This is a genomic window from Streptomyces sp. NPDC019937 (genome assembly GCF_040631655.1).
In the GTDB taxonomy this organism is placed as follows: domain Bacteria; phylum Actinomycetota; class Actinomycetes; order Streptomycetales; family Streptomycetaceae; genus Streptomyces.
This window is the reverse complement of sequence record NZ_JBEYAL010000010.1, coordinates 93,568-116,508: the sequence shown is the minus strand read 5'-3', so window position 1 is coordinate 116,508 and position 22,941 is coordinate 93,568. Positions and strand designations below refer to the sequence as shown.

20 protein-coding genes and 1 tRNA gene are annotated in these 22,941 nt (G+C 68.8%); 7 read left to right on the top strand and 14 right to left on the bottom strand.

Annotation, left to right across the window (positions count from 1 at the left end; all coding sequences use genetic code 11):
- Position 1: 1 nt before the first annotated feature.
- The 4 genes from ABZ562_RS12600 to ABZ562_RS12585 all read right to left on the bottom strand — a co-directional run bounded on the left by ABZ562_RS12600 (position 2) and on the right by ABZ562_RS12585 (position 2,912).
- Positions 2-466: a copper chaperone PCu(A)C gene (locus tag ABZ562_RS12600; protein WP_361477171.1), complete on the bottom strand. Its 465-nt coding sequence runs from the start codon at positions 464-466 to the stop codon at positions 2-4.
- Positions 463-1,125 (bottom strand): SCO family protein, encoded by a 663-nt coding sequence (locus ABZ562_RS12595; protein WP_361477168.1) that lies wholly within the window; start codon positions 1,123-1,125, stop codon positions 463-465. Before ABZ562_RS12595 ends, ABZ562_RS12600 begins: the two co-directional genes overlap by 4 nt.
- A 134-nt stretch (positions 1,126-1,259) precedes the next feature.
- The gene (locus ABZ562_RS12590) at positions 1,260-1,997 is read right to left on the bottom strand and encodes a YcnI family protein (protein ID WP_361477165.1); all 738 of its coding nucleotides are present in this window, start codon (positions 1,995-1,997) and stop codon (positions 1,260-1,262) included.
- Between the two features lie 99 nt (positions 1,998-2,096).
- The gene (locus tag ABZ562_RS12585) at positions 2,097-2,912 is read right to left on the bottom strand and encodes a hypothetical protein (protein WP_361477162.1); all 816 of its coding nucleotides are present in this window, start codon (positions 2,910-2,912) and stop codon (positions 2,097-2,099) included.
- A 201-nt stretch (positions 2,913-3,113) separates the two neighbouring features.
- Here ABZ562_RS12585 and ABZ562_RS12580 point away from each other — a divergent pair, with 201 nt between their 5' ends.
- On the top strand, positions 3,114-3,617 hold the full coding sequence (locus ABZ562_RS12580) for an ATP-binding protein (protein WP_361477159.1): 504 nt from the start codon (positions 3,114-3,116) through the stop codon (positions 3,615-3,617).
- Between the two features lie 14 nt (positions 3,618-3,631).
- Here ABZ562_RS12580 and ABZ562_RS12575 read toward each other — a convergent pair whose 3' ends face one another.
- The 3 genes from ABZ562_RS12575 to ABZ562_RS12565 form a co-directional block, all read right to left on the bottom strand.
- Positions 3,632-5,116 carry a PLP-dependent aminotransferase family protein gene (locus ABZ562_RS12575; protein ID WP_361477156.1) on the bottom strand — a complete coding sequence of 495 codons (1,485 nt, stop codon included), beginning with the start codon at positions 5,114-5,116 and terminating at the stop codon, positions 3,632-3,634.
- 75 nt (positions 5,117-5,191) lie between these two features.
- Positions 5,192-6,700, bottom strand: coding sequence for an aminopeptidase P family protein (locus ABZ562_RS12570; protein ID WP_361477153.1), 1,509 nt, complete (start codon positions 6,698-6,700; stop codon positions 5,192-5,194).
- A 75-nt stretch (positions 6,701-6,775) separates the two neighbouring features.
- Complete coding sequence (locus ABZ562_RS12565; RefSeq protein ID WP_361477150.1) at positions 6,776-8,353, bottom strand: PP2C family protein-serine/threonine phosphatase; 1,578 nt, start codon at positions 8,351-8,353, stop codon at positions 6,776-6,778.
- A gap of 574 nt (positions 8,354-8,927) precedes the next feature.
- Between ABZ562_RS12565 and ABZ562_RS12560 the strand changes: the two genes are divergently transcribed.
- Positions 8,928-9,602, top strand: coding sequence for a bifunctional DNA primase/polymerase (locus tag ABZ562_RS12560; protein WP_361477147.1), 675 nt, complete (start codon positions 8,928-8,930; stop codon positions 9,600-9,602).
- Between the two features lie 417 nt (positions 9,603-10,019).
- Here the strand turns inward: ABZ562_RS12560 and ABZ562_RS12555 are convergent, their stop codons facing one another.
- From ABZ562_RS12555 to ABZ562_RS12545, 3 genes are all read right to left on the bottom strand, one after another.
- Complete coding sequence (locus ABZ562_RS12555) at positions 10,020-10,988, bottom strand: DUF5926 family protein (protein ID WP_361477144.1); 969 nt, start codon at positions 10,986-10,988, stop codon at positions 10,020-10,022.
- A 158-nt stretch (positions 10,989-11,146) separates the two neighbouring features.
- Entirely contained in the window at positions 11,147-11,761 is a 615-nt protein-coding gene (locus ABZ562_RS12550) for an ATP-binding protein (protein ID WP_361477141.1), read from the bottom strand.
- A gap of 140 nt (positions 11,762-11,901) precedes the next feature.
- A complete protein-coding gene (locus ABZ562_RS12545; protein WP_361477138.1) occupies positions 11,902-12,765 on the bottom strand; it encodes a glycerophosphodiester phosphodiesterase in 864 nt (287 codons plus the stop codon).
- Between the two features lie 188 nt (positions 12,766-12,953).
- Here ABZ562_RS12545 and ABZ562_RS12540 point away from each other — a divergent pair, with 188 nt between their 5' ends.
- Both ABZ562_RS12540 and ABZ562_RS12535 read left to right on the top strand, forming a co-directional pair.
- On the top strand, positions 12,954-14,513 hold the full coding sequence (locus ABZ562_RS12540) for a trypsin-like peptidase domain-containing protein (RefSeq protein ID WP_361477135.1): 1,560 nt from the start codon (positions 12,954-12,956) through the stop codon (positions 14,511-14,513).
- 38 nt (positions 14,514-14,551) lie between these two features.
- Positions 14,552-14,638: transfer RNA gene (locus ABZ562_RS12535), tRNA-Ser, on the top strand.
- A 146-nt stretch (positions 14,639-14,784) separates the two neighbouring features.
- On the opposite strand, the gene ABZ562_RS12530 is transcribed toward ABZ562_RS12535, so the two are convergent.
- Complete coding sequence (locus ABZ562_RS12530) at positions 14,785-15,540, bottom strand: GntR family transcriptional regulator (RefSeq protein ID WP_361477132.1); 756 nt, start codon at positions 15,538-15,540, stop codon at positions 14,785-14,787.
- Between the two features lie 78 nt (positions 15,541-15,618).
- Here ABZ562_RS12530 and ABZ562_RS12525 point away from each other — a divergent pair, with 78 nt between their 5' ends.
- Both ABZ562_RS12525 and ABZ562_RS12520 read left to right on the top strand, forming a co-directional pair.
- Positions 15,619-15,897: a hypothetical protein gene (locus ABZ562_RS12525; RefSeq protein WP_361477129.1), complete on the top strand. Its 279-nt coding sequence runs from the start codon at positions 15,619-15,621 to the stop codon at positions 15,895-15,897.
- Between the two features lie 584 nt (positions 15,898-16,481).
- Positions 16,482-16,772 (top strand): hypothetical protein, encoded by a 291-nt coding sequence (locus tag ABZ562_RS12520; protein WP_361477126.1) that lies wholly within the window; start codon positions 16,482-16,484, stop codon positions 16,770-16,772.
- 1,141 nt (positions 16,773-17,913) lie between these two features.
- Here the strand turns inward: ABZ562_RS12520 and ABZ562_RS12515 are convergent.
- Both ABZ562_RS12515 and ABZ562_RS12510 read right to left on the bottom strand, forming a co-directional pair.
- Entirely contained in the window at positions 17,914-18,615 is a 702-nt protein-coding gene (locus ABZ562_RS12515; protein ID WP_361477124.1) for a HEPN domain-containing protein, read from the bottom strand.
- Entirely contained in the window at positions 18,616-19,794 is a 1,179-nt protein-coding gene (locus tag ABZ562_RS12510) for a DUF262 domain-containing protein (protein ID WP_361477121.1), read from the bottom strand.
- Between the two features lie 834 nt (positions 19,795-20,628).
- Here ABZ562_RS12510 and ABZ562_RS12505 point away from each other — a divergent pair.
- Positions 20,629-21,750 (top strand): hypothetical protein, encoded by a 1,122-nt coding sequence (locus ABZ562_RS12505; RefSeq protein WP_361477118.1) that lies wholly within the window; start codon positions 20,629-20,631, stop codon positions 21,748-21,750.
- Between the two features lie 62 nt (positions 21,751-21,812).
- Here ABZ562_RS12505 and ABZ562_RS12500 read toward each other — a convergent pair whose 3' ends face one another.
- On the bottom strand, positions 21,813-22,619 hold the full coding sequence (locus ABZ562_RS12500) for a DUF6602 domain-containing protein (protein WP_361477115.1): 807 nt from the start codon (positions 22,617-22,619) through the stop codon (positions 21,813-21,815).
- Positions 22,620-22,941: the final 322 nt, after the last annotated feature.

Genomic DNA, 22,941 nt, shown 5'->3' with positions numbered 1-22,941 from the left:
GTCAGTCCTTGGGACGGTACGTCATCGGCTCGACCGGGACTTTGATCGTGATGGCATCGGACGTGGCGAAGTGCAGGGTGAAGTCGACCTTCTCACCGACCTTCGGCTTGTGGGCCAGTTTTGTCAGCATCAGATGATCGCCCCCGCTGGACAGCCGGAGCCGGCCGCCCGCGGGCACGTCGAGCGAGCTGACCTGCTTCATCCGGGTGCCCTTGGTGGTGTGCAGGGTGACGTCGCGGGCGAGCGGGGTGGTGATGGACGTCAGCTTGTCCGCGCCACCCCCCTTGTTCGTCACGGTCAGGAAGCCCGCCGCCATGTCGGCCATCGCGGGCCGCGGGATGTAGGCGCCGCTGACGGACAGCTCGGGGCGGTCCCCGCCGTCCCCGCCGCCGCAGGCGGTGAGGGCGCCGGCCAGACCGAGGGCGAGGGCGGCCGCGGCGGCGGCCCGGTGCCGGGCGGCGGTCACGGGTTCTCCCCCTTGATGATCTTCGGGAGGTCCTTGGCGTACTGCTGGGGCGAGGTCGACGTGGTGTAGATCCAGTGCCCCTTGTCGTCCTTGGGCGAGAAGCCGAGCACCTGGGCGCCGTGGTTGACGGTGATGCTGCCGTCCTTCTCCTTCTTCGGCTTCTCGATGAAGATGCCGAGCGGCTTGGCCCCGGCCTGGATGGTGTCGAAGTCGCCGGTCAGCCCGACGAAGTCCGTGCCGCCCTGGGCGTCCAGCCACTTGCGCATCCGCTGCGGGGTGTCGCGCTCCGGGTCGGTGGTCACGAACACGACCCGCAGCTTGTCCCGCTCGGCCTTGGGCAGCTTGGACACGGCGATGCCGAGGTTGCTCATGGTCAGCGGGCAGACGTCCGGGCAGTGGGTGTAGCCGAAGAAGACCAGGGTCGGGTGGCCCTTGGTCTCCTTGAGAAGGTCGTACTTCTTGCCCTCGGTGTCGGTGAGGACGAGGTCGGGCTTGGCCTTGGCGTCGCCGTTCAGGACGATCGCCTGTCCGGTCTTCTGGCCGCCCGAGACGCTGGCGGCGCTGTCCCCCTTGTCCCCGCCGTCGCCGGAGCCGCCGCAGGCGGTGAGGGTGAGCGCGGCGGCGGCGACGAGGGCGGAGCCCAGGATCTTGGTGCGCATGGAGCTGTTCTCCAAAGAGATCGTCGGATCGGTGGTGCGTGATGGCGGCGGGCCGAGGGCCCGCCGCCGGGCGTACCGCGGCGCCGGGTCAGGACGCGCGGTCACCCCGTGTGGTCACGCGAGGGTGTGGCTGGTCAGGCGGAGCGGCGGCGGCCGGCGAGCACACCGAAGGTGACTCCGGCGGCGCCGATGACGATGCCCGCGATGCCCAGCACCCGGGCGGTGGTGTCGGTGCCGTCGCCGTCCGGCTCCGAGGCGGTCTTCGCCGTGTCACCGGACGCCGTGGCCTTCGCCCCCTTGGCGTCGCCCGCGCTCGCGGAGCCGTGCCCGTCCGGGCCCTCGGCGGCGTCGGTGAGCTTGAGGACCGGCGCCGGGTTCTCGGGCTCCGGCGCGCCCTCCTTGGGCTCCTCGATCCAGCGCACGACCTGCTTGTCGTCGTACGTCTGGAGGGCCTTGAAGGCGAGCTGGTCGGCGTCCTTCGGCAGCGGGCCGACCGAGACCGGGAACTGCTGGAACATGCCCGGTTCGATCTTGCCGCCGGTCCAGGTGATCTTGGTGACCGCCTCGGTGACCTTGCCGTCGTCGGTCTCGATGGGCTTGGCCAGCTTGGACTTGGTGACCTTCACGTCCCAGCCGGGCACCGGCTGGGGCATCACGGAGGCGAGCGGATGGTCGGTGGGCAGGTTGACCTCGAGCTTGACGGTCGAGGAGTCGTCCCGCTCGTTGGGCACCTTGAAGTCGACGGTGCTGTAGCCGCCCTTCTCGGCCTGCCCCGGCTGCACGCTGACGTGCGCGAAGGCGGGGCCCGCGGCGAGCAGCACCAGGGCGCCCGCGGTGAGGCCGCCGAGAACCGGCAGACGGCGAAGACGCATGGCGTTCATGCAAACGCTCCAGAGGAGGAGTGATCGGTGGGTTGGCGCGCGTGCGGCGCCGGCACGGCCACCCTCCGGTCCCGCTGGAGGAGTGTCGCGTCAGGCCGCGAGCTCGCAAGCCGGCGGTCCCCGCCTGATCACGCTGTGCTGGAGGACGACGGCCGTCGTCCCGCCCTCGTCGGCCCCCTCCGTACGGGGGCGGGGCGGCGCGGCGCCGGACACGGCGTCCGTGAGCCCGGCGAGCAGCGTCCGTACGAGGCCCAGCGCGGCGCGCAGCGACCGTACGAGCGCGGCCTCCGCGACCCCGCGCGCCCCGTCCAGCGACAGCCGTACCGCCCGCCACACGGCCATCTCGCCGCGCCGCAGCAGCCAGCCGACGGCGAGCGCGGCCAGCAGATGGCCCAGGGTCATCGGCAGCGACGGCAGCAGGGCCGTCAGGCCCATGGGGTGCTCGGGGCCGGGCGCCGCGGTGGCGGGCGCGGAGTGCAGGGATGACGGGTCGATGCCCGACCGGGCGACGATCCGGTGCGCCGTGGCCGCGTCGAGGCGGCCGGGGAGCGTGGTGCACAGCAGCTTCGCCGCCATGCCGATGACGCGGCCCTCACCGGCGTCCACGCGGTGGGCGGCCTCCGCGGCGGCGGCCGCCTGCTGCTGCCCGTAGCCGAAGAGGGAGTGCAGTGCGAGCTGCCCCAGCGCCAGCACCGCCGCGATCCCGGGCAGCGCCCGCTCCCGCCCGGCCAGCGGCAGCGCCACCGCGAACATCGCCGCGGCCCCCGCGCCGAGCGTCCACAGCGGCACGGTGGCACAGGACGCCAGCACATGCCCCGCCGCGGACAGCACGACACAGGCCGCGGTGAACACCGCGGCCCGCAGCATGCGCAGATCGGCACCCGCACGGGCGACAGGGGAAGCCATGGCTGCGCCATCATCCCACCGGGTAAACGCGTTCCCTACGGCGGGTAGGGCGTACCGGCGCACACCGGGACAGGCCTATACACCGATGCGCCTACCGCGCGCGTCCGCCGAATGAGCGGAGTCACGTCAATCGGACGCTTACGGACCATGGACCCAGGCAATACGTAACGGTATGTCGAGCCGCGGCCGGGAGGCTGGAGCATGAGCATCTGGTGGTCACTCCATTTGCCCCGCGAGGCGGCGAGCGTTCCGCTCGCACGACGACTGCTCCTCGGCACCATGGAGACGGCCGGAGTCGATCCGGAAATCTCCTACGATCTGTCGGTCGCCCTTTCCGAGGCGTGTGCGAACGCGGTGGAGCACGGCGGCAGCGACGGTACGGGCGGGGACTACCGCGTCACGGCCTTCATCGACGGCGACACCTGCCGCATCGAGGTCACCGACTCGGGCCCCGGCTTCACCGGCCGTGGCACCGTGCGCCGTGAGGCGCGCACTCGGAGCGAGCGGCGTCCGGCAGCGGCGCCGAGGCCGCAGCACCCGCACAGTCCGGCTCCCGCACACGCGGAGCACGGGCGGGGGCTCTTTCTCATCGAGGCACTCACCGACCACGTCCGCTATCGCGACCGACCGGGCCGCGGCGGGGTGGTGGTGAGCTTCGACAAGATCCTCAAGTGGCGCGAGGACTCTCTGCTCAGAGCGTCGTAGCCGCGCGTCACTCCTCACCGGGGGTTTTCACCGGGCGGCAGCGCCCGGCACAGCGCGTCCAGCGCCTTCGCGAACGCGTGATCGGGCGGGGTCGCATAGCCCACCACCAGGCCGTCATGGGCCGGTCCTGTGGCATCGGGGTGGCGGTAGCCGGCCAGTCCGTCGAGGGCGAGCCCGTGCGAGGCGGCGGCCCGCACGGCGGAGCGCTCGGTTCCGGGCGGCAGGGCCAGGACCGCGTGCAGCCCGGCGGCGATGCCGGAGACCCGGATGTGCGGGGCGCGCTCGGCGAGCGCGGCCACCAGCTGGTCGCGGCGCCGCCGGTAGCGCTGGCGCATCCGGCGTACGTGACGGTCGTAGCCGCCGGACTCCAGGAAGTCCGCGAGCGTCAGCTGGTCGAGGGCGCTCGCCCACCCCTCGCGCTCCCCCTTGGCGGCCAGCACCTCGTCCACCAGCGCGTCCGGGAGCACCATCCAGCCCAGCCGCAGGGCGGGCGAAAGGCTCTTGCTGACCGAGCCGACGTACAGCACCCGGTCGGGATCGAGGCCCTGGACGGCGCCCACCGGCCGCCGGTCGTAGCGGAACTCCCCGTCGTAGTCGTCCTCCACGATCAGCCCGCCGCTCGCCCGCGCCCAGTCGACGGCCGTGGCGCGCCGCTCCGGGTGCAGCGGCCCGCCGGTCGGAAACTGGTGGGCCGGGGTGAGCAGTACGGTCCGCACGCCCCGCAGGTCCCGGCGGGCGGCCAGCTCCTCGGTGCGGGCGCCGTCCTTATCCAGCGGGAGCGGCACCGTCCGGATTCCGGCGGCGGCCAGCAGCGAGCGGTGGAAGTCCAGGCCGTACGCCTCGACGGCCGCCTGGTGGCGCAGTGCGCGGGTGCCGCTCAGCAGCCGCAGGGCGTGCGCGAAGCCCGAGCAGATCACGATCCGGTCCGGCGCGGTGCGCACGCCGCGGGCCCGGGAGAGGTAGTCGGCCAGGGCGTGGCGCAGCTCCGGGCGGCCGTGCGGATCGCCGGGGCCGAACGCCTCACTGGGCGCGGCGGTCAGCGCGCGCCGGGCCGAGGCCAGCCAGGCGGTGCGCGGGAAGGCGGCGGCGTCCGGCTGGCCCTGGAGCAGGCTGTGGACGGGGCGCGGGGCGGTCTCCCGTCCCTCGTCGGCGCGGTTGACGCCGCGGGCGGTGTCGGTCCGTACGGCAGGACGGCCGGTGCGCCGGGCCGGAGGTGGGTCGGCCCGGGGCGCCACCCGCGTCCCCGAGCCCTGGCGGGCGGTGAGCCAGCCCTCGGCGACCAGCTCGGCGTACGCGTCGGCCACCGTGTTGCGGGCGACGCCGAGGTCGGCGGCGAGCGAGCGGTAGGGCGGCAGCCGGGTGCCGGACGCGAGCCGCCCGCTCCGGATGGCGTCGCGCAGCGCGCGCATCAGGGCGGCCCGGCGGCCGCCCGCCCCGGTCAGCTCCAGATGCAGGTCACTGCCCAGGGCCTCCGCCGCGTCGACCCATGACTCCGCCATGGGCACGGACTCTATCGGCGGTCAATGACAGCGGGGGGAGCGGCACCCGCCGCTCCCCCCGCCCCGCCTTCGGCCTCAGCTCCGCTGGGCGATGATCCGGGCCATCCACGCCTCGACGTCATCGGCGGACCGCGGCAGCCCGGCCGACAGATTGCGGTTGCCGTCCTCCGTCACCAGGATGTCGTCCTCGATCCGGACACCGATGCCCCGGTACTCCTCGGGCACGGTCAGGTCGTCCGGCTGGAAGTAGAGGCCGGGCTCGACGGTGAGGCACATGCCGGGCTCCAGCGTGCCCGCGACATAGGTCTCGGTGCGGGCCACGGCGCAGTCGTGCACGTCCATGCCGAGCATGTGGCCGGTGCCGTGCAGCGTCCAGCGGCGCTGCAGGCCCAGCTCCAGGACGCGCTCGACCGGGCCCTCGATCAGGCCCCATTCGACCAGCTTGGTGGCCAGGACCCGCTGGGCGGCGTCGTGGAAGTCGCGGTACTTCGCGCCCGGCTTGACCGCGGCGATGCCCGCCTCCTGCGCCTCGTACACCGCGTCGTAGATCTTCCGCTGGAGCGGGGTGTAGCTGCCGCTCACGGGCAGGGTGCGGGTGACGTCCGCGGTGTAGAGAGTGGTGGTCTCGACCCCGGCGTCGAGGAGCAGCAGGTCGCCGGAGCGGACCGGGCCGTCGTTGCGCACCCAGTGGAGGGTGGTGGCGTGCGGTCCGGCGGCGCAGATGGAGCCGTAGCCGACGTCGTTCCCCTCGACGCGGGCGCGCAGGAAGAACGTGCCCTCGATGTAGCGCTCCGAGGTCGCCTCGGCCTTGTCGAGGACCTTCACCACGTCCTCGAAGCCCCGCACGGTCGAGTCGACGGCCGACTGCAGCTGGGCGATCTCGAACTCGTCCTTGACCAGGCGCTGCTCGCTGAGGAAGACCCGCAGCTCCTCGTCGCGCTCGGCGGTGACCTTGTCGGTCAGCGCCGCCTCGATCCCCGCGTCATGCCCGCGCACGACGCGCACCGGGCCGGTCGCGGTCCCGAGCTGGTCGGCCAGCTCCCGTACGTCCTTGGCGGGCAGGCCCAAGCGCTGCTCGGCCTCGCCGAGGCTGTGCCGGCGCCCGACCCACAGCTCGCCCTGGCCGTCCAGCCAGAACTCGCCGTTCTCCCGGTTGGAGCGCGGCAGGAGGTACACCGTCGCCTTGTGGCCCCCGCCCGCGTCCGGCTCCAGCACCAGGACGCCGTTCTCCGTCTGGTCGCCGGTGAGGTACGCGTACTCGGTCGCGGCGCGGAAGCTGTACTCCGTGTCGTTGGAGCGGGTACGGAGGTTGCCCGCGGGGATGACCAGGCGCTCGCCGGGGAAGCGGGCGGAGAGCGCGGCACGGCGGCGGGCCGTGTCCGGGGCCTGTTCGATGGGGCTCAGGTCGTGCAGCTCGGTGTCCGCCCAGCCGGACTTCATGCTCTCGGCAAGCTCATCGGAAACGCCCGGGTAAAGGCCGTTCTTCCGCTGCTTGATGGGCTGCTCCTCGGCCTCCGGGGTCTCCAGGGCCTCAGGAGTGGGCTCCTCGGTCACGTCATCCTCCTCGAACTGGACCTCTCCCATGGTAGATCCGGGGTACGACGCCCGGGAGACGTCATGGGCGCCGCCGATCAGCCGCCGGCCCCCCGACGCCGCCGGTCAGTCGAAGTGGGCGACGAGCAGGACGAGGTCCTCCGCACCGTCCCCCGCGCTGTCCCCCGCGCCGGGCCCGGGGCCGGCGCCCCTCTCGGCCCGGTCGCCGGCGGACCCGGGGAACATCGTCAGCAGCACATGGTCCGCGAAGGCGTCCGGATCGGCGCGCACCGCCCTGGGGGCTCCGGCGGCGGCCGCGTGCAGCCGGGCGAAGGCCCGGTCCATCGGCTCACCGGTGCGGTGGAGCAGCCCGTCGTTGTAGAACAAAAGCGTTTCTCCGCAGCCGGGCTCGATCTCCACGCTCGGCGCCTCCCAGCAGGACAGCATGCCCAGCGGCGCGGACAGCGTGGTCTCCACGAACTCCGTACGCCGCTCCCCGGTGATCAGCGGCGGGCAGTGCCCCGCCCCGGCCAGCAGCACCCGGCGCACCCCGGGCTCGCAGTACGCGAACAGGGCGGTCGCGGAGCGCGCGGGCTCGGTGAGCCGCAGCAGCAGTTCCAGATCGGAGAGCACGGCGACCGGATCCTCACCCTCCATCACGGCGTACGCGCGGAGCGAGGCCCGCAGCCGCCCCGTCGCGACGATGGTGCTCGGCCCGGAACCGGTGACCGCGCCGACCGAGAGGCCGAGGGCGCCGTCCGGCAGCGACAGCGCGTCGTACCAGTCCCCGCCGCCCCGTGGCCCGGGGCGGTGACGGACGGCCAGGCGCACCCCGGGAAGCCGCGGCAGCCGGGTGGGCAGCAGCTCCTCCCGGATGGTCGCCACGGCGGCGCGGGCCCGGGTCAGCTCGATCAGCCGGATGAGGTGGGCGGCGGCGTAACGGCAGTACAGCGCCACCAGATGACGCTGGTGCTCCTCGGGCTCGGCCGGTTCGTCGTAGAGCCAGGCGACCGCGCCGAGCCGCCCGGCGGGCACGCCCGCCGCGCCGGGGACACCGGCCGGTGCGGCGCCCTGCGCGGCCTTCTGCCCCGCGCCCGGCGCCGTACGGTCGCCCGCGCCCGGGGACGCGCCCTCGGGTGCGGGGGCGGGGACGATGGCGAGCCCCGGCCCGGGCCCGGGGAAGGGGTCCAGCGGGACCGCGTAGCTGGCGGCGAACCCGAGGCGGGCGGCGACCGCGCGATGGAGCGGATGGAGACCCGCCTCGCCCGCGATGTCGGGGTGGGTGACCTCGGCGCGCCGCTTGCCGACCGGCTCGGGCAGCCCGTCGAGGAGATGGCCCCCGGGCGCGGAGCTGCCCGGGATCGTCTCGATCTGGCCGAGGTCGGCGTGGCCGAGGCCGAGGCCGACGGTGGTCACCGGGCCCTGCCCGTCCGCCGGTTCGAGCGCGACCAGCCCGCGCTGCGCGCCCACCAGCGCGGCGCCCGCGCGCAGCAGCTCCCGCAGCGCGTCATCGAGGGTGCTGGTATGGACCAGCCGCTCGGTGAGTTCGTGAAGCGTCGTGAGATCCGACACCCACCCGGCGAGCCGGTCCTGGACTCCGGGTTCCGGCGGGGCGAGGGGCGGGCTGATGGGATCGGCAGTTTGCGTGGGTACGGGGAGGGAAGAATCGATTCCAGCCACTTTCGGCGGATGGGGCGAGTTCATGGACCGCTGCCTTCACCCGCCGCGCCCAGCTTGCTCAATAGCATCGCAAACCCCCTGTCATGCTGCGCCGCTACTGTGCCGCTACTGTCTCCAGATGTACACGCACGGGAGAGGCGATGTCCAGCATTGTCCCGGTGGTCTTGTTAGTGTCTGTGGGGAATTGAACTTGGCCGAAAAAAAGTCGCTACGCAGCCAATTTGAGGTCGACTGACGTCATTCGACAGCGCGTCGTCTCCATCGCGGCGGGTACACATTCGGAGAGGGCCTGGGGCAGTTCGGACCGCCCCGGAACCCGGTGGCCGGTCCAGGCGTCATAGACCACAACGGCCGCGCCCCTCCCCGAGTGGCGAGGAAACGCACCACCCAGGACGGTAAGCGCCATGCGCGCGCCACCCCTCGCCACGTTCCACGCTCGGCCCGCGGCGTGATGCGCTGCCTTGTACGCGCAGTGACTTGTGATCCACGTGCTGTGAGTGGCCGAACGATGCCCGACAGCGCCACGTAGTGCCATGTGAAGTGCCATGTAGTGCGAACGGATACAGCCCTCGGCGTTAACGGAAAGGAACGAGCGCTCATGCGCGAGATCCTCGGAAGGCGACGCAAGTTCTCGCTGCGGCGCGGCGCACGCTCGCCGCTGCTCCGCGCGGCGCTCACCTGCGCCACCGAGTGGCAGTGGCCCGTCCTGCCGGGCATCGGCCTCCAGTCCGGGGGCGGGCGCATGCGGGTGTGCGGCTGTCCCGACCCGGAGTGTGCGGTGCCGGGCGGGCACCCCTTCGACCCCGTTCTCCTCGCGGCCACCACCGATCCGCGCATGGTGCGCTGGTGGTGGACCAACCGCCCCGGTGCGCCGCTCCTGCTGGCCACCGGCGGCACGGCCCCGTGCGCGCTCAGCCTGCCCGCGGTCGCCGGGGCCCGGGCGCTGGCCGCCTTCGACCGGGCGGGCATCCGGCTCGGCCCGGTGGTCGCCACGCCCACCCGCTGGTCGCTGCTGGTGGCCCCGTACTCCCTCGAAGAGCTGGGCGAACTCCTCAACCGCCAGGACTGGGTGCCCAGCTCGCTGCGGTTCCACGGCGAGGGCGGCTATCTGGTGCTGCCGCCGTCGCAGACGGGTCTGGGCCGGGTGCGCTGGGAGCGGGCGCCGCAGCGCCGCCGCGGGCGGCCCTGGCTGCCGGAGGTGGCCACCGTGGTGGACGCGCTCGTCGAGGCGAGCAGCAGCGCGCCCGACGGGGGCAGCCGGCTCGCCTACTGACCCGGGCGTCCGCCGCCCTCGTCGCACGCGGCGGCGAAATACGTCAACCACATACGTCGAACCACATACGTCAACGGCACACGCGGCGCGGCCCACGGCCTCGCCGCGTGTGGTGCGTTCGGGTGATCTTCGGCGGCCTGGCGGCGTCGGCCCGAGGCCCGCCTGCGTACCGTGCGGCCGGGGCAACTCCCGCGGCACCGCGGCCGGTTGGCCCGTACCGGACCCATGCGTTCCGGTTCCGGACATGGAAGCGCCCGGTCGCTGGCGACGGGGGATGCACCAGCGACCGGGCTTTTAGAACCGTAACAAGAGATCGGCCCTAAGCAAATTCGATCGCGGATTTCCGGACGTGTATTTCCAGGCCGTAACCGTGAGTTGTGAGCAGCGTCACGCCGCACGGGCGCCCTGGCCGGCCTCTCAGCTGAGCGTCACCTGACGGTTGGTGAGACCGCCCCGCGCGCGCCGCTGTTCGGGGGTGAGCGGCTCGTCCGAGGCGAGTGCCTCGCCCAGCCGCTCCGCCAGCTCCGCGGCGGGCTTCTCGGTCTCCTCCGCGCCCATGCCGCGGGGCAGGTCCCACACCGGCACGGTGAGCCCGTGGGCCCGGAAAGAGCCCACCAGACGGGTGTTGTCGCCCAGTGAGGACGCCCCCGCCGCATGCAGCCGCGCGAGCGCGTCGAGCAGCTTCTCCTCCGGGTGGGACATCACCCAGCGCAGGTGGTTCTTCTCCGGCGTCTCGCACCAGTAGGCGGCCTCCACGCCGGTGAGCCGGGCGGTGGGGATCGCGGCGGCGTTGGCCCGTTCCAGGGACGCGGCGACCTCCCCGGTCGCGTTCGCGGCGTCCTCCAGCCAGAACTCGAACCCCTCGTGCAGGGTCGGCGTGAAAGCGCCCTTCGGGTCGAGCAGATCCTGTAGGCGCGGACCGTCGCCGGGCACCCGCTGGGCGGACACCGGCGTGCCCGGCTCGGCGGTCAGCGCCCGCCGCAGCGTGTCGGCCAGATCGCGGCTGAGGTCGCCGGAGGCCGTGTCGTTCTGCAGACCGACCAGCACGGCGCCGCTGTCCCGGCGCAGCGCGGGCCAGGCCATCGGCAGCACGGTCGCCAGGGTGACCGACGGCACGCCCTCGGGCAGGCCCTCGGCGAGGGTCAGCCGGACGGTCGCGGCGGGCACCAGCTCGCGCAGTGCCACCCAGTCGCACTCGTTGGGAAGCCCCTCGAAGGGCCGCTGCACCAGCTCGGTGGCGGAGTGGGCGGCCTCCCGGCCGTGGCAGGCCTTGTAGCGGCGGCCCGAACCGCACGGGCAGGGCTCCCGCGCACTCACCACGGGGATGTCGCCCGTGGCGCCCCGTGCTCCTGCGGCCTTCGTCTGGGGGCGGCGCTTCTTGGCCATGGTGTGGCTGTCTCCCGATCGTGGCGGCTCAGGGCTTGTGCGTACGGCTCGCATACGGGCCCGTATCGGCGCGTACGTCGTCGTAGTCGTACGGCTACACGTACGGGCGGGAGCCTAGCCCGTCGACCGAACCTCGTCGGCCAGATGCGCCGCGTCGCTCACGCCGACTCGTCCAGATCGGCGAAGCCCAGCTCGCGGTCGAAGTCGGGATCGATGTCCGTGTCGACGTTCGCGTCGACGTTGTCGATATACGGGTCGATGTTCGCCACGAGGCCCGCCCCGGCAGCGGCGCCGAGGCCCGCGCCGAGATCGGTGGAGAGCATGACCCGGCCGGAGAAGCCGGTGTCGGCCGGCAGGAGGGCCCATACGGTGACCTCGCCCGTGCCGTCGCGCACGCCCCAGTCGTCGGACAGGGATCTGATGATGTTCAGCCCCCGACCCCCGCGGGCCGTGACGGAAGGTTTGGCCGGAAGTGGCCTTGTGGGGCCACCGCCATCCGTGACTTCGACCCTCACCCGATCGTCTTCATCGACCCTCCAGGCCGCGCGAACCGTCCCGCCGCCAGGGTCGGAGCGCCATGGGCTGCCATGCCGCCACGCATTGCTGAGCAGTTCCGAAAGGATCAACACTGCGTCGTCTATGACCGAATCCGATACCCCAGTCCTGCCCAGATCGCTGCGCATCCACTGTCTTGCCGCGCGGACGCCCGCAGGACCATGGGGTACGGCCATGGTCGACGACGTCGGCACCTTCTGTGCCACCACCAACGCCACCCCCGAGACCTCCTTAGCCCCACGCCAGGGGATGGATGCCCCAACGGGCTGGAGCGGAAACCGGCCAAGTGGCATCGTGTGACGCACTCGTCACGATCGAATACGTAACGAACGCGCCGGTGCACGCCTTGTAATGCCCACTATGTGCGCCCGAGTTGGGACAGCACCCGTTTGGGGCGATTCGTGATCACCGCGTCGACCCCCAGCCGCACGCACAGCTCGACATCGGCCGGTTCGTCGACGGTCCACACGTGCACTCGGTGCCCCGCGCGCTGCAGCCGCGGCACATACGCCGGGTGGTTGCGCACGATCCGGATGCTGGGCCCGGCGATCCGCACCCCGGGCGGGAGCTGTCCGTCCCGGTGGCGCGGCAGGACGAACTGCATCAGATAGACGGTGGGGATGGCGGGCGCCGCGAGCCGCACCCGGTGCAGCGAGCGCGCCGAGAAGCTCATCACCCGCACCGGCGGCGGCTCGCCGGGCGGCGGCGCGTCGAGCCCGTACCGGCGCAGCAGCCGGATCAGCCGGTCCTCGACCTGGCCCGCCCACCGGGTGGGGTGCTTGGTCTCGATCGCCAGTTCGACATGGCGTCCGGCGTCGGCGATCAGCCCCAGCAGCCGTTCGAGGGTGAGGACGGACGTACTGTCGCGGCTCTTCCGGTCCGGCGCCTCCTTGTCGGTGGCCTGCCCCTTCCAGGACCCGAAGTCGAGGGCGGCGAGATCGGCCAGCTCCAGCCCGGAGACCGCGCCGCGGCCGTTGGACGTGCGGTCGATGCGCCGGTCGTGGACGCAGACGAGGTGGCCGTCGGCGGTCAGCCGGACGTCGCATTCGAGGGCGTCGGCACCGTCCTCCAGCGCCCTGCGGTACGCGGCCAGGGTGTGCTCCGGCGCGTCCTCGGAGGCCCCTCGGTGGGCCACGACGGACACGGTGTGCGGACCCGGGCGGATGTCCCGGTCAGAACGCGCATAGGTCACCGAGTTATGGTGCCACCGCCCGGTGTCCATCGGTGGAAGGTCCCGCTTCCCGCCGTTGCCCGGAATGGCGATAGGGCGAATTGTCCGGGATAAAGGGTGGTAGTCCACACGGCCGCCGCTCCTTACGGCGGTCTGACGCGCTGTGGGAAAAGCTGACAACGGTAAGACGTACGCGTGGGCCGTCATGGAAGAACTGTCGTGCACCTGAGGAGACAGCTGTGAGCACCGAGAACGAGGGCGCTGCCGTACCGCCTGCGGCCGGGCCGCAACCGGCCCCTCCGGCGCCGCACCCGAACCCCGCGGTGCCGCCCGCGCCGGACTTCGAGCCCACCGCGGGCGCGAAGCCGGCCGCGCCGGACGCGCCGATAGGTCCGGCCCCGGACCAGACGGCGCAGGCGGGCGGCCCGGCGCCGTCCCCCACCCCGCCGGCCCAGCCCCCGGCTCCCAGCCAGCCTCCGGCGGCGTTCGCGTCGGCCGGCGCGGGCGACCCCGGCGGTGCCCCCGGCTTCGGTGCCCCCGGCTCCGGACCCTGGCCCTCCGACGGCGGACAGCCGGGCGGCCCGGGTTCCGGCGCCGAGGGCGGCGGGCCCGGCGCACCGGGCGACCCGTGGGGAACCGGCCCGGTACCGCCGCCCCCTCCCGCGACGCCGGAGCGCAAGCCCCGCGGCCTCGTGGCCGCCGTCCTGGCCGCCGTCCTGGTCGCGGGCGGCATCGGCGGTGGCGTCGGCTTCTGGGCCGCCGACCGGGAGAACGACAGCGGCGACACCACCACCGTCTCCGCCGCCGGCAACCCGAAGGCGGAGAGCCGCGCCCCCGGCTCCGTGTCCAACATCGCGGGCAAGACCCTGCCCAGCGTCGTCACCATCGAGGCGCAGGGCAACAACGGTGAGGGCGGCACCGGCACCGGCTTCGTCTACGACAAGCAGGGCCACATCCTCACCAACAACCACGTCGTCGCCTCCGCCGCCGACAACGGCAAGCTCACCGCCACCTTCTCCAACGGCAAGCGGTACACCGCCGAGGTCGTCGGCAAGGCCCAGGGCTACGACGTCGCCGTCATCAAGCTCAAGAACGCCTCCGGCGCCAAGCTCAACCCGCTGCCGCTCGGCAACTCCGACAAGGTCGTCGTCGGCGACGCCACGGTCGCCATCGGCGCCCCCTTCGGCCTCTCCGGCACCGTCACCACCGGCATCGTGAGCGCCAAGAACCGCCCGGTCGCCTCCAGCGACGGCGGCGGCGGCAACGCCTCCTACATGAGCGCCCTGCAGACCGACGCCTCCATCAACCCCGGCAACTCCGGCGGCCCGCTCCTCAACGCGGACGGCGGCGTCATCGGCATCAACTCGGCCATCCAGTCCGCGGGCAGCGGCAGCGGCCTCGGCGAGTCCCAGCAGTCCGGCAGCATCGGCCTCGGCTTCGCCATCCCGATCAACACGGCGAAGACCGTAGCCCAGCAGCTGATCAAGACCGGCCAGCCGGTCTACCCGGTGATCGAGGCCACGGTCAGCATGAAGGACTCCGGCGCCGGCGCCACGATCGCCGCCAACGGCGCCGGCGGCAGCCCCGCCGTCGTCCCCGGCGGCCCGGCCGCCAAGGCGGGCCTCAAGTCCGGCGACGTGATCACCAAGCTCGACGACACCGTGATCGACAGCGGCCCGACCCTGATCAGCGAGATCTGGACCCACAAGCCGGGTGACAAGGTCACCCTCACCTACAAGCGCGACGGCAAGACCTCGACGGTCGACGTCACCCTGGGGCAGCGCAAGGGAGACAGCTGACACGCTAGGCTGATCCCCGCGCCCCCAGGGCGGCGCGGGGAGGCTTGCCCGAGCGGCCTAAGGGAACGGTCTTGAAAACCGTCGTGGCAGCGATGTCACCGTGGGTTCAAATCCCACAGCCTCCGCAAGTGAACGGCCCCTGACCAGGCAAGACGGTCGGGGGCCGTAGCCATGCGCGCCACCCGCAGGACACCGCCGTTCCCCACGATTCCCCGACCGATCGGGCACGGAAGGGGCACGGTGGGACACCGGCCGAGAGGGCCCTCGCCGACTACCGATTGATCGGAATCTCGTACACGATCTCGCAGTGAGCGGCGGGTACGACGATGTCCGCCGTCTCCACCGGCCGCCCCTGGTCGCTGTAGTACGTCCGCCGGATGTGCGTGACGAGCGCGGCCTTCTGGATGCCGAGAAGTGATGCCTCCTCGGCGGTCGCCTGCCTCGGCTCCGGCTGCTCCACGGCATGGCTGACGGTGATTCCGATAACGGCCATGCGATTCACGACGCCCGCCCCGGCGTGCGGCCCTCCCTCGGGGAGGACGACAAGCGTCCCGGCCGTGAGGTCGTACGGCTCCCAACTCGTCGACAGCTGCACCGGCCTGCTGTCGGCCAGGAACTCGTACGACGTCCGGACGCACAACTCGCCCTCGGCGATGCCGAGCCGCGCTGCGATCTCCGCCGGGGCCGGCACCTTGGCGTCGGTCCGGCTTTCCCAGTCGCCGTGCTTGCCGACTGCCCTCATATCCGCGCGAAACGGCGACCCTTCGGGCTGCTCGCGCGCCGACGACCGGACGACCCGCACCCGCTGCCGTGGCTCGGCGACGTAGGTGCCCGATCCGGCTCGGCCCTCCAGCACGCCCTGGGAGATCAGCAACTCCTGCGCCCGGCGGACCACGTTCTCGCCCACCTCGTACTCCTGGCCGATCTGGGCGCGGGACGGCAGGCGGTCCCCTGGCTCCCATACGTGCTCCGCGATCCGCCGCCGGAGTTCGTCGGCGACGCGGAGATAGGGCGGCTGCTCAGGCATATGGAAAATCTAGTCCACTAGCTCTAATCTAGTTAACTAGCTTCACTGAAAGTGATCGCCGGTGACGGAGGCTGCCCTGTGCCCGCTTCGCGAGTTAGCGCGGCGACCATCGCCGCCCGGCTGTCCGCCGTCGGGCTCCCCACGCGCGTGGAGGAGTACGCCCGATTCACATCGGTCGAAGCGGACGTGCCGGAATCGCTCTCCACCGAGTCCTGGAGGGAGGTCCTGGAGGCGGTGGCCGAGGCCGATCGATTCGGGCTCCTCGCCAGCTGCCAGAACGGCCGCACTCTCCGGGCGGTCGTAGACAAACCGGTCCCCACGACGGGCGATGTCGGGGGACCGAGCCATCAGCGATAGGAGCTGATTCAGCGTGCTCAACCGTATCCGCCGCGCCGTCTCCCTCACCAGGGCGCGGCACTTCTCCAAGGGCAGGCACCGCCGCCCCTTAACGCCCTCCCGACCGCCAGCCGCAGCCTTCTCGGCGCCCGCTGACGAACCGACGCTCAGCCTGGACCGGGCTTCCGACTGGGCGAGGCACCGCTACTCGCTCACGGCAGAGGAAACCGCGCTCGTCCGCCCGTACGTGCTGGCCTGGGAAAGGCGCGCACGACAGCACCTGACGGTTGTCGTCGCTCCCCATCTGCCGACCGAGGCCCGGTCGGCCCTTCTGGGGGTTTGCTGATGCCCTCTCGACGGCAGACCCCCAGCCCGGCCGCCACCTACCGCTCGCCCGCCTGCCGGATCGGCACGCACGACGCCTGCACGGAGTCCTCTCCGGCTTCGGCGCCGGTCGACGTGCCGTTGATCTACGAGGCGTGTGGCTGCCCGTGTCACTCGGCGTCCAGCCAGGCCGGGCAGGCAGAGGTGAAGCAATGAGCGACTGGGCACCAGGCAGCGCGCCGACATCCACTGGCGCGCCCCATCGAGGGGCAGACGCAGGGATGACGGCGCAGAACGAACTGAGGCTTCTCCCGTGGACGGGGCCAGAGGGCAAGCCGTGCTACCTGGACACCGACGACCGGGAGGGCTACGTGTCCCGCTTGGCGGACCATATCGAGGCGGTGCAACTCGGGATGGCGTCCGAACTGCTCGGGCAGGCAGTTCAGGTACTCGACGATGAGACAGAAGATCTGGAGAAACTGAAGCTCGTCGCCGCGCAGTTGGCCAGCGCACTGCGGGACGTGCTGCGCGTGGCGACCAGCCGCGGAAGCCGTCTGGCAACGCCTGAGTAGCACCCTCAGGGGAACGCCCGGTCGACTTGCCACCGGGGGTTCTGACTAGCAGCCATGTGCAGTACAGCAGGGAGCCTCGGATACGTTCCGAGGCTCCCTGCCTTCTCTTGGGACGCACGGTCGGCGAGCGCTCTCGCGCTGGCCTGGCTCCCCCTGTCCACCTCGAATCTGCTGGTGTCGGGCCCTCTGAGTAAGAAGGAGGCCTGAGCTTGGCAATCACTTGGCACGGCGGGCGGGAAACTAGCTCTGACCTACTGAAATGGGCCGACGGCGGTGCCAAGCCAGGCCTTACCGAAGATTCTGGTCACCCGATCGGGCACGAGCTGGCGGGCGTTCTCGCCTTGGTGTAGCACCCGACTCTTTCCGCTTCTCAGGCTGCGCCAAGGTCGCTCGGGCACCAATCGCGCGGTGTGTAGGTGGGGCGGTCGGCCGAGGTCGTCTGCTGCTGTTGGCGTACGTGAACGTCGGCCGAGCCATGCAGTTGATCTCAACGTCGCAGCAAGGTGTGCAAGAGAGCAACCACCGCGACAGCGACTAAGAGGGCTGCTCCGACGTTCGGATGTTGGTAAGCGACGTATGCCGCAGTAGCTCCGGCCATCAGAAGCACTACTGAGGTCAGGTCTGTCTGACTGTTCATGGTTGGACCCCTTCATGTGGCGCAAGGCCCGCGGTCATGTGGCGGAAGCGCGCAGCGGGCCTGATTCGTGCCCCATCGCCGGACGGGACGGGGCTTGCCTCCCTCGTGAGTCATGTGAAGCCCTGGAACGCAAAGAGCCCCACCTGTCCTTAGAGAGAGGTAGGGCTCGAAACCGCCGAAGGAAATATGTCGGCGGGCGCTGACCAGGGTCAAGGGCGATGCTGTATCCCCGCTGTATCCCCCTTGTGGGGCAGCGGCTGAGGCCGGGGTCGAACCGGCGGCCTCTGTTTCAGGCGTAGTGCGGTGGCCGCCAGGACCCGTTTCACCTGGCCCGACGGTCCGCCGACGTCCGCTGCCGGCGTCGGCGGACATGACCGTTGGTTACTTCGCTGCTGTACTGCAACGGCTTCGGAGTGCTATTCCGCTCGCAGACATCCCGCTGCTATGGACACGAAGAAGATGCAGTCTGGCCGGGAACCGTCGAGGATGCTGCAACACAACCCCCTACGAAGTCGTTCGAAGTCTTGCTTGTACTAGTCGGTCGAGCTGCGCCAAAAGCTTGAGAACCGCGTCTACTGCGGCTACTTCGTCCGAAGGCGAGGGGAGGCGTCTGATCTTCGGGGCGCCGGCTGGAACCACTTTGCGTTTGTACCGTCGCCAGATCTCGCGCCGACTAAGGTGTGCTGCGTCGCCACGTTCGGTTCCTAGCCTCTTCAAGGCATACAACAAGTTTGGATCTAGATCTGAGGAATCAATTCCGATCCATCCCATCAGTTTCCTGATGTTGGCAGGTTTTATCCCGTTGTTGTTTGCGACGATCGAAATCTCGATCCATTTCACCGCATCCTCTAATTTTGAGAGGGCGTACGTCGCTAGAGTATTGGAATCCAGGAAAGCGGGCTCCGCCCCGTCTTTTCCCTCCAAGAAGCACTTGGAGCGGTAGTGGGAGAGAGCCGAGCTGGCAGGGTGAGTGATCCTCCTGTTCAGGTTTCTGAAAATTTCTTGGCTGCTAAGGAGGGCGCTTAAGACTGTGTCTTCAAGGTATCTTTCTATCTCCGCATGCATGAGCACTCTGTACGCCAAGGCTCTGTCGTACTCTTCGTCTGATGGCGGGGCGCCCCACGATTGAGAAGGTCCGAGCAAGTTAGCTCTGAGAATCCTTTCTCTGCTTCTCAGTCGCTTCAGGCGGCGGGTGATGCTCGCCAATTATTCCACCATCTTTGATAGCGCATCGATCTGTCCAGTTACTCGTCCGACCATTTCCGCCCACATTTCGAACCGGCCGTGAACCGCTTCCTGAGACTTCGTGGTGGAAGTGATGAACTGCGAGAATGGGTACCGCGTTGAGAGTTCCTCGGCTGCAGCGGCAAGGTTTACTTTCTGGTCAATGCATGCTCTCCGCAAATCCGCATTACGGAGTGATGCTGTGATTACGTCGAAAAGAGGACTGTTGAACCTAGGAAGGTACCTTTCGCCTGTAAAACGAAAGAAGGTGGTCGAGCCAAAGATGGTAAATGCTGCATCGATTGCAGCATCAAGGCCCTGGCCCATCTTCTCGTACACAGGGCGTACGCGGTTCCAGTTCTTGCCGGCCCACTTAGCTTCCTCATCTAGGAACCGGCGCAGATCACCTTGATAGTTAGCGTAATTCCGCGAGAAAGCAAAGTGCCGGAGTGCCGTCTCTGCATCACGCATCCTGAAGTCGGGTTGCTTGATGCGGCGAGCACGCTTCAGTTCGGCAGAGGTTGCCGAATACTCGTCTAGCCACTTCATAAAGTCATTCATGTGAAGTGCTCGGCGAAGTTCGTGAGAAGAAAGACTTACGCTGTTCTGATTTAGTCGGTGGAAGATTGCATGTAGGGCACGTTCATCTGCGTAGCCCTGGACGACTACGGTCCGAATCGGTTGAACCAGAAGGCTTTCCCAATGGTCGCTCAGTGTGTCATCCTCAAGGATCTTCTTAAGCGTTTTTCCTTGAAGGCCAGACAGGATTTCCAGCTTCGGGAATTTCTGCCTGCTGCTCGACAGTTGGAGGTCGGCAGCGAATTTAAGGGCAAGGAGTCGCTGCTTTCCGTCGAGTACGACAAACTTACTTCGGGCTTCCTTTTTTGCGGCCAAGACTAGTTGGGGGACGGGAATTCCCAACATCAAGGATTCTAGGAATCGCCACGTTTTCGCTTTATTCCAAACCGGGTTGCGTTGGTAGGATGGTGAGACATCGATTGCCCCTCGCTCCATCCTCTCGATAACTGTCGTCACCGACCAGTCGACAGTGTATGTGGTGATGTTCTTAAAAATCCCTTCATCGGAACCGAGGTCATCCTCCGAGTCCTCATCGATCTCGTCTTCGATGTCCAGTTCTGAGTAGAAGTCTTCCGTAGCCACTAGGTTTCGTTCCTGTCGTCGGTTTGTTGGATCCCTGGGTTCCGCGGCTGCGCAGTAGGGCTATCTCCGTCGCGGCGCACTCTCCTTTGGGTTTTGCTGCTCCTGATCATCATCCCAGTTGCTCCCTGGTGACGTTGCCTCGTCGGGCGAGCCGGAGTGCTACCTGCTACTCGAGGACGTTCCCCTCGGTGGTGAATGTCGTGCCGCACTCGTTACATTGCCAGCTGTGAGGGTTCTCCGCTCGAGCCTGCGGGTGAGCAGCTTCATCTCCACATACCGGACATTTGGTCTCGTTGATGCGCGTGCCGAACTTGTTCTTGCTGATGGCCACCATTGCCTCCTGGGTCCTCTGGGCATCGAAGTCTTGTGCATGCAGCCGCCCACTGCGAGGGGTTTGCGGGAAGGATCAGCTGTGTGGTACGGCTGCAGGGCAGCTCAGGTGGCTTTCATTGGCCTACTACCTGCATGCGCGCTACGGCAACCTGCCGACGCTCCGACGCGGGCGTAGGTAGCGAACGAGCTTCAGAGTTAGACGTGGCGTCAGCGAGGTCGGCCCTGCACTCGTGTCTGAGCCCTGTAGTTGCCCGTGAGTTCCCGCTCGATCGGGCCCAGCTGGGGCGCGGTCGACCGATGACTGGAGCAAGTTCTCCCGGAGTGTCTTGCCTCCAGTACACAAGTCTCGAGCGGCGCCTGGCTCCCTGATGTTTGCCGTGGCCGCCTGGGTGCTCCTTGTCTACAGTCGATACTTAGCAGCGAAGGAGTGGGGCGGGCACTGTCCGTTGGCCCTTCGCTCAACTCGGCGGAGCCGTCAGTGGAGTGATTTAGTGTCAGCCCATGACCACTAGTGTTGAAGTGCTCAACCCCGGTGACGTCCGTACGCGCAGGGAGATTCGTGCAGCGTTCGGGGGAAGCCCGCAGGGAGGGATCTGCCCATCTGAGGACATGCACAGCGTCAACCTCTACTCAGACCCAGACGTGGGCGAGCAGAACGGCTACTACGACGGTTGGTTGGCTGAGGAAGACGAACTGGGCCCCGTCTTCGAGTACACAGGTGCTGGCAAGTCCGGCGACCAGACGTTCGAGGGTGTCGCCGGCTCAGGGAACAGGGCGATTCTTCGACACGCGGAGCAGGACCGGGTGCTTCGAGTGTTCACGCGAGTAGGCAAGCTGCCCGGGAGCGATACAAAGACGCACCGATACCTCGGGACGTTCACACTGGACGGCATGGAGCCGTACGTGTGGCGCAGGGTCCATGACGAGGACGGCCACGAGCGCAATGTCATTGTGTTTCGCCTGCGCCAAGAAGGTGCTGTCCAGCACTCCGAGCAAGACGTGATCCCAGCCGCAGAGGAGACTACGGCTGAGTTCGTACCCTTCCGGGCGGTCACTGCGGCAATGTTCCAGTCAGACCCGGCAACAAGCGGGGCTCTGCCACTCCCGAAGCAGCGTGTACGCAAGGGGAGTTCTGCACGGAAGGCGGCCCCAAACGCGGAGACCAGCGGCACGTTTGTCGTCCCTGAGGCTTTCAGTACCAAGCTGAGTGTGCGTGCTGCATCTGCTGCCACGGTCGCCGTGCGGCACGAGGCCGAATTGACCCAGGCATACAAGGCTCACTTGGACTCTTTCGGGCACCAGACCGGCGCGTTCCAAATCAAGGTGAAGGGCCTTACCTCGACGCTCCGTACCGACTTGTACGACGCGACGGATCATGTGCTCTACGAGGCGAAGGGATCGAATTCTCGCGAGGACGTGCGTATGGCCCTCGGGCAGATCCTGGACTACAGCCGCTACGTCAAGACGCCAGGGCATGACGGTGAGCCCAAGCGCGTCATCCTGTTGCCGGCCGCTCCTCCTGCCGACATGTACCCACTGCTCGATCGGTATGACGTCGGGGTGGCGTACCGAGCGGATGATGGCGGCTTCGTCGGAGAAGTCGTTCCCAAGACCGCCCCGTAGCGCGACTACCTCTCTGTCGCCACACCGCTGGCGACAGAGAGGAACTTGCGCATTCGTCGCGCCTAAATCTTCCACTGCCCCGAGAGTTGCCCCAAAGGAGTGGCGCCGGAATAGGGAATGAGATCAAGCGGATTCATCCAGGCATCAGAGAAATGGATGTTGAGGTGAAGCGCTAATGGGAGAAGGATGTCTTGCTCTGGATCGGCGTCGACCTGGAAGAGCGACGCACCGGCCACCGGTGATCTGAAGAGTGAACCAGTGCGAGCGTCACCCCACTGCAAGTGCCCCTTGCCTGCTACCCATACACTGTCTGGCCACTCAATGGGATTGCGAGTCCGGCACCAGTTAGCGAGATGGCTACCGATCGTCTCTAGCTTTAGGCTGTCGAAAGCGACAATCATGCCCGATGTCGGGAAGTAGTCGTGAGTCTTGCCGTAGGCCTTGGTGGAGCGAGGAATCGTCCCGGCAATTGGTCGGTACGCCGTCTTCGGCATCCTGCGCATCCTGCTGATCTTGTTGCAGGCGTCGGTGAGCTGAGCCCCGTCCAGCGTCGTCTTGACTTCGACCATCCCGTATACGCATTCGTTGGGGATGATCCGGAACCCGTTGAGGCTCGTGAACGGCGGCGTCCCGCGATCGATCAGAACGATGTCGGATTGTGGCGAGACATCGCCGTTCGCTGAAATGACTTCCACGTTGTGCACCGCCTCAACGTGAGCAGGTAGATATCCGGAAAGAAATTCGTGAATTAGTACTTCGCGCGACGTCCCAGCCTCGCCATTATGATTGAAATTCTGGGATTGCTCAAAGTCGGCGCGCATTCTCTTTGCTACCGAACCGAGGATCTTGCCGAGCTTATCTTGGGGCATGCATGGATCCTAGGGTGCCTGGAGGGCGCCGCACGACTGTGGGCATGGCTTGAAGCAACCTGTTGAGTATGTCTGATTCGGCCTGGGGCGCATCGAGTGTGTCTCTGCACGCAACGGCTGGCTGAGGTCTTGAGGCTGCGGCACCTCGCTGCGGTACTGCAACGGCTGCCAAGCCTTTGGGCTCCTACCGTTTGCGCAGGTGGCGAGCCCGTAGACGACTGAGGGGATGCACTTCGCCCGCAGATAGCCCACAGACGGCCTGTGCGGTGTTCTGCCTCAATCGACGAACTCGGACCATAGATTGCCCAGTTGTCCGATATTC

What these genes read in the sequence shown, in the direction of transcription:
- ABZ562_RS12595 (WP_361477168.1), bottom strand. Translation starts at nt 1,125, where the DNA reads ATGCGCACCAAGATCCTGGGCTCCGCCCTCGTCGCCGCCGCCGCGCTC.
- ABZ562_RS12590 (WP_361477165.1), bottom strand. Translation starts at nt 1,997, where the DNA reads ATGCGTCTTCGCCGTCTGCCGGTTCTCGGCGGCCTCACCGCGGGCGCC.
- ABZ562_RS12585 (WP_361477162.1), bottom strand. Translation starts at nt 2,912, where the DNA reads ATGGCTTCCCCTGTCGCCCGTGCGGGTGCCGATCTGCGCATGCTGCGG.
- ABZ562_RS12580 (WP_361477159.1), top strand. Translation starts at nt 3,114, where the DNA reads ATGAGCATCTGGTGGTCACTCCATTTGCCCCGCGAGGCGGCGAGCGTT.
- ABZ562_RS12575 (WP_361477156.1), bottom strand. Translation starts at nt 5,116, where the DNA reads ATGGCGGAGTCATGGGTCGACGCGGCGGAGGCCCTGGGCAGTGACCTG.
- ABZ562_RS12570 (WP_361477153.1), bottom strand. Translation starts at nt 6,700, where the DNA reads ATGGGAGAGGTCCAGTTCGAGGAGGATGACGTGACCGAGGAGCCCACT.
- ABZ562_RS12565 (WP_361477150.1), bottom strand. Translation starts at nt 8,353, where the DNA reads ATGAACTCGCCCCATCCGCCGAAAGTGGCTGGAATCGATTCTTCCCTC.
- ABZ562_RS12560 (WP_361477147.1), top strand. Translation starts at nt 8,928, where the DNA reads ATGCGCGAGATCCTCGGAAGGCGACGCAAGTTCTCGCTGCGGCGCGGC.
- ABZ562_RS12555 (WP_361477144.1), bottom strand. Translation starts at nt 10,988, where the DNA reads ATGGCCAAGAAGCGCCGCCCCCAGACGAAGGCCGCAGGAGCACGGGGC.
- ABZ562_RS12545 (WP_361477138.1), bottom strand. Translation starts at nt 12,765, where the DNA reads ATGGACACCGGGCGGTGGCACCATAACTCGGTGACCTATGCGCGTTCT.
- ABZ562_RS12530 (WP_361477132.1), bottom strand. Translation starts at nt 15,540, where the DNA reads ATGCCTGAGCAGCCGCCCTATCTCCGCGTCGCCGACGAACTCCGGCGG.
- ABZ562_RS12520 (WP_361477126.1), top strand. Translation starts at nt 16,482, where the DNA reads ATGACGGCGCAGAACGAACTGAGGCTTCTCCCGTGGACGGGGCCAGAG.
- ABZ562_RS12505 (WP_361477118.1), top strand. Translation starts at nt 20,629, where the DNA reads ATGACCACTAGTGTTGAAGTGCTCAACCCCGGTGACGTCCGTACGCGC.
- ABZ562_RS12500 (WP_361477115.1), bottom strand. Translation starts at nt 22,619, where the DNA reads ATGCCCCAAGATAAGCTCGGCAAGATCCTCGGTTCGGTAGCAAAGAGA.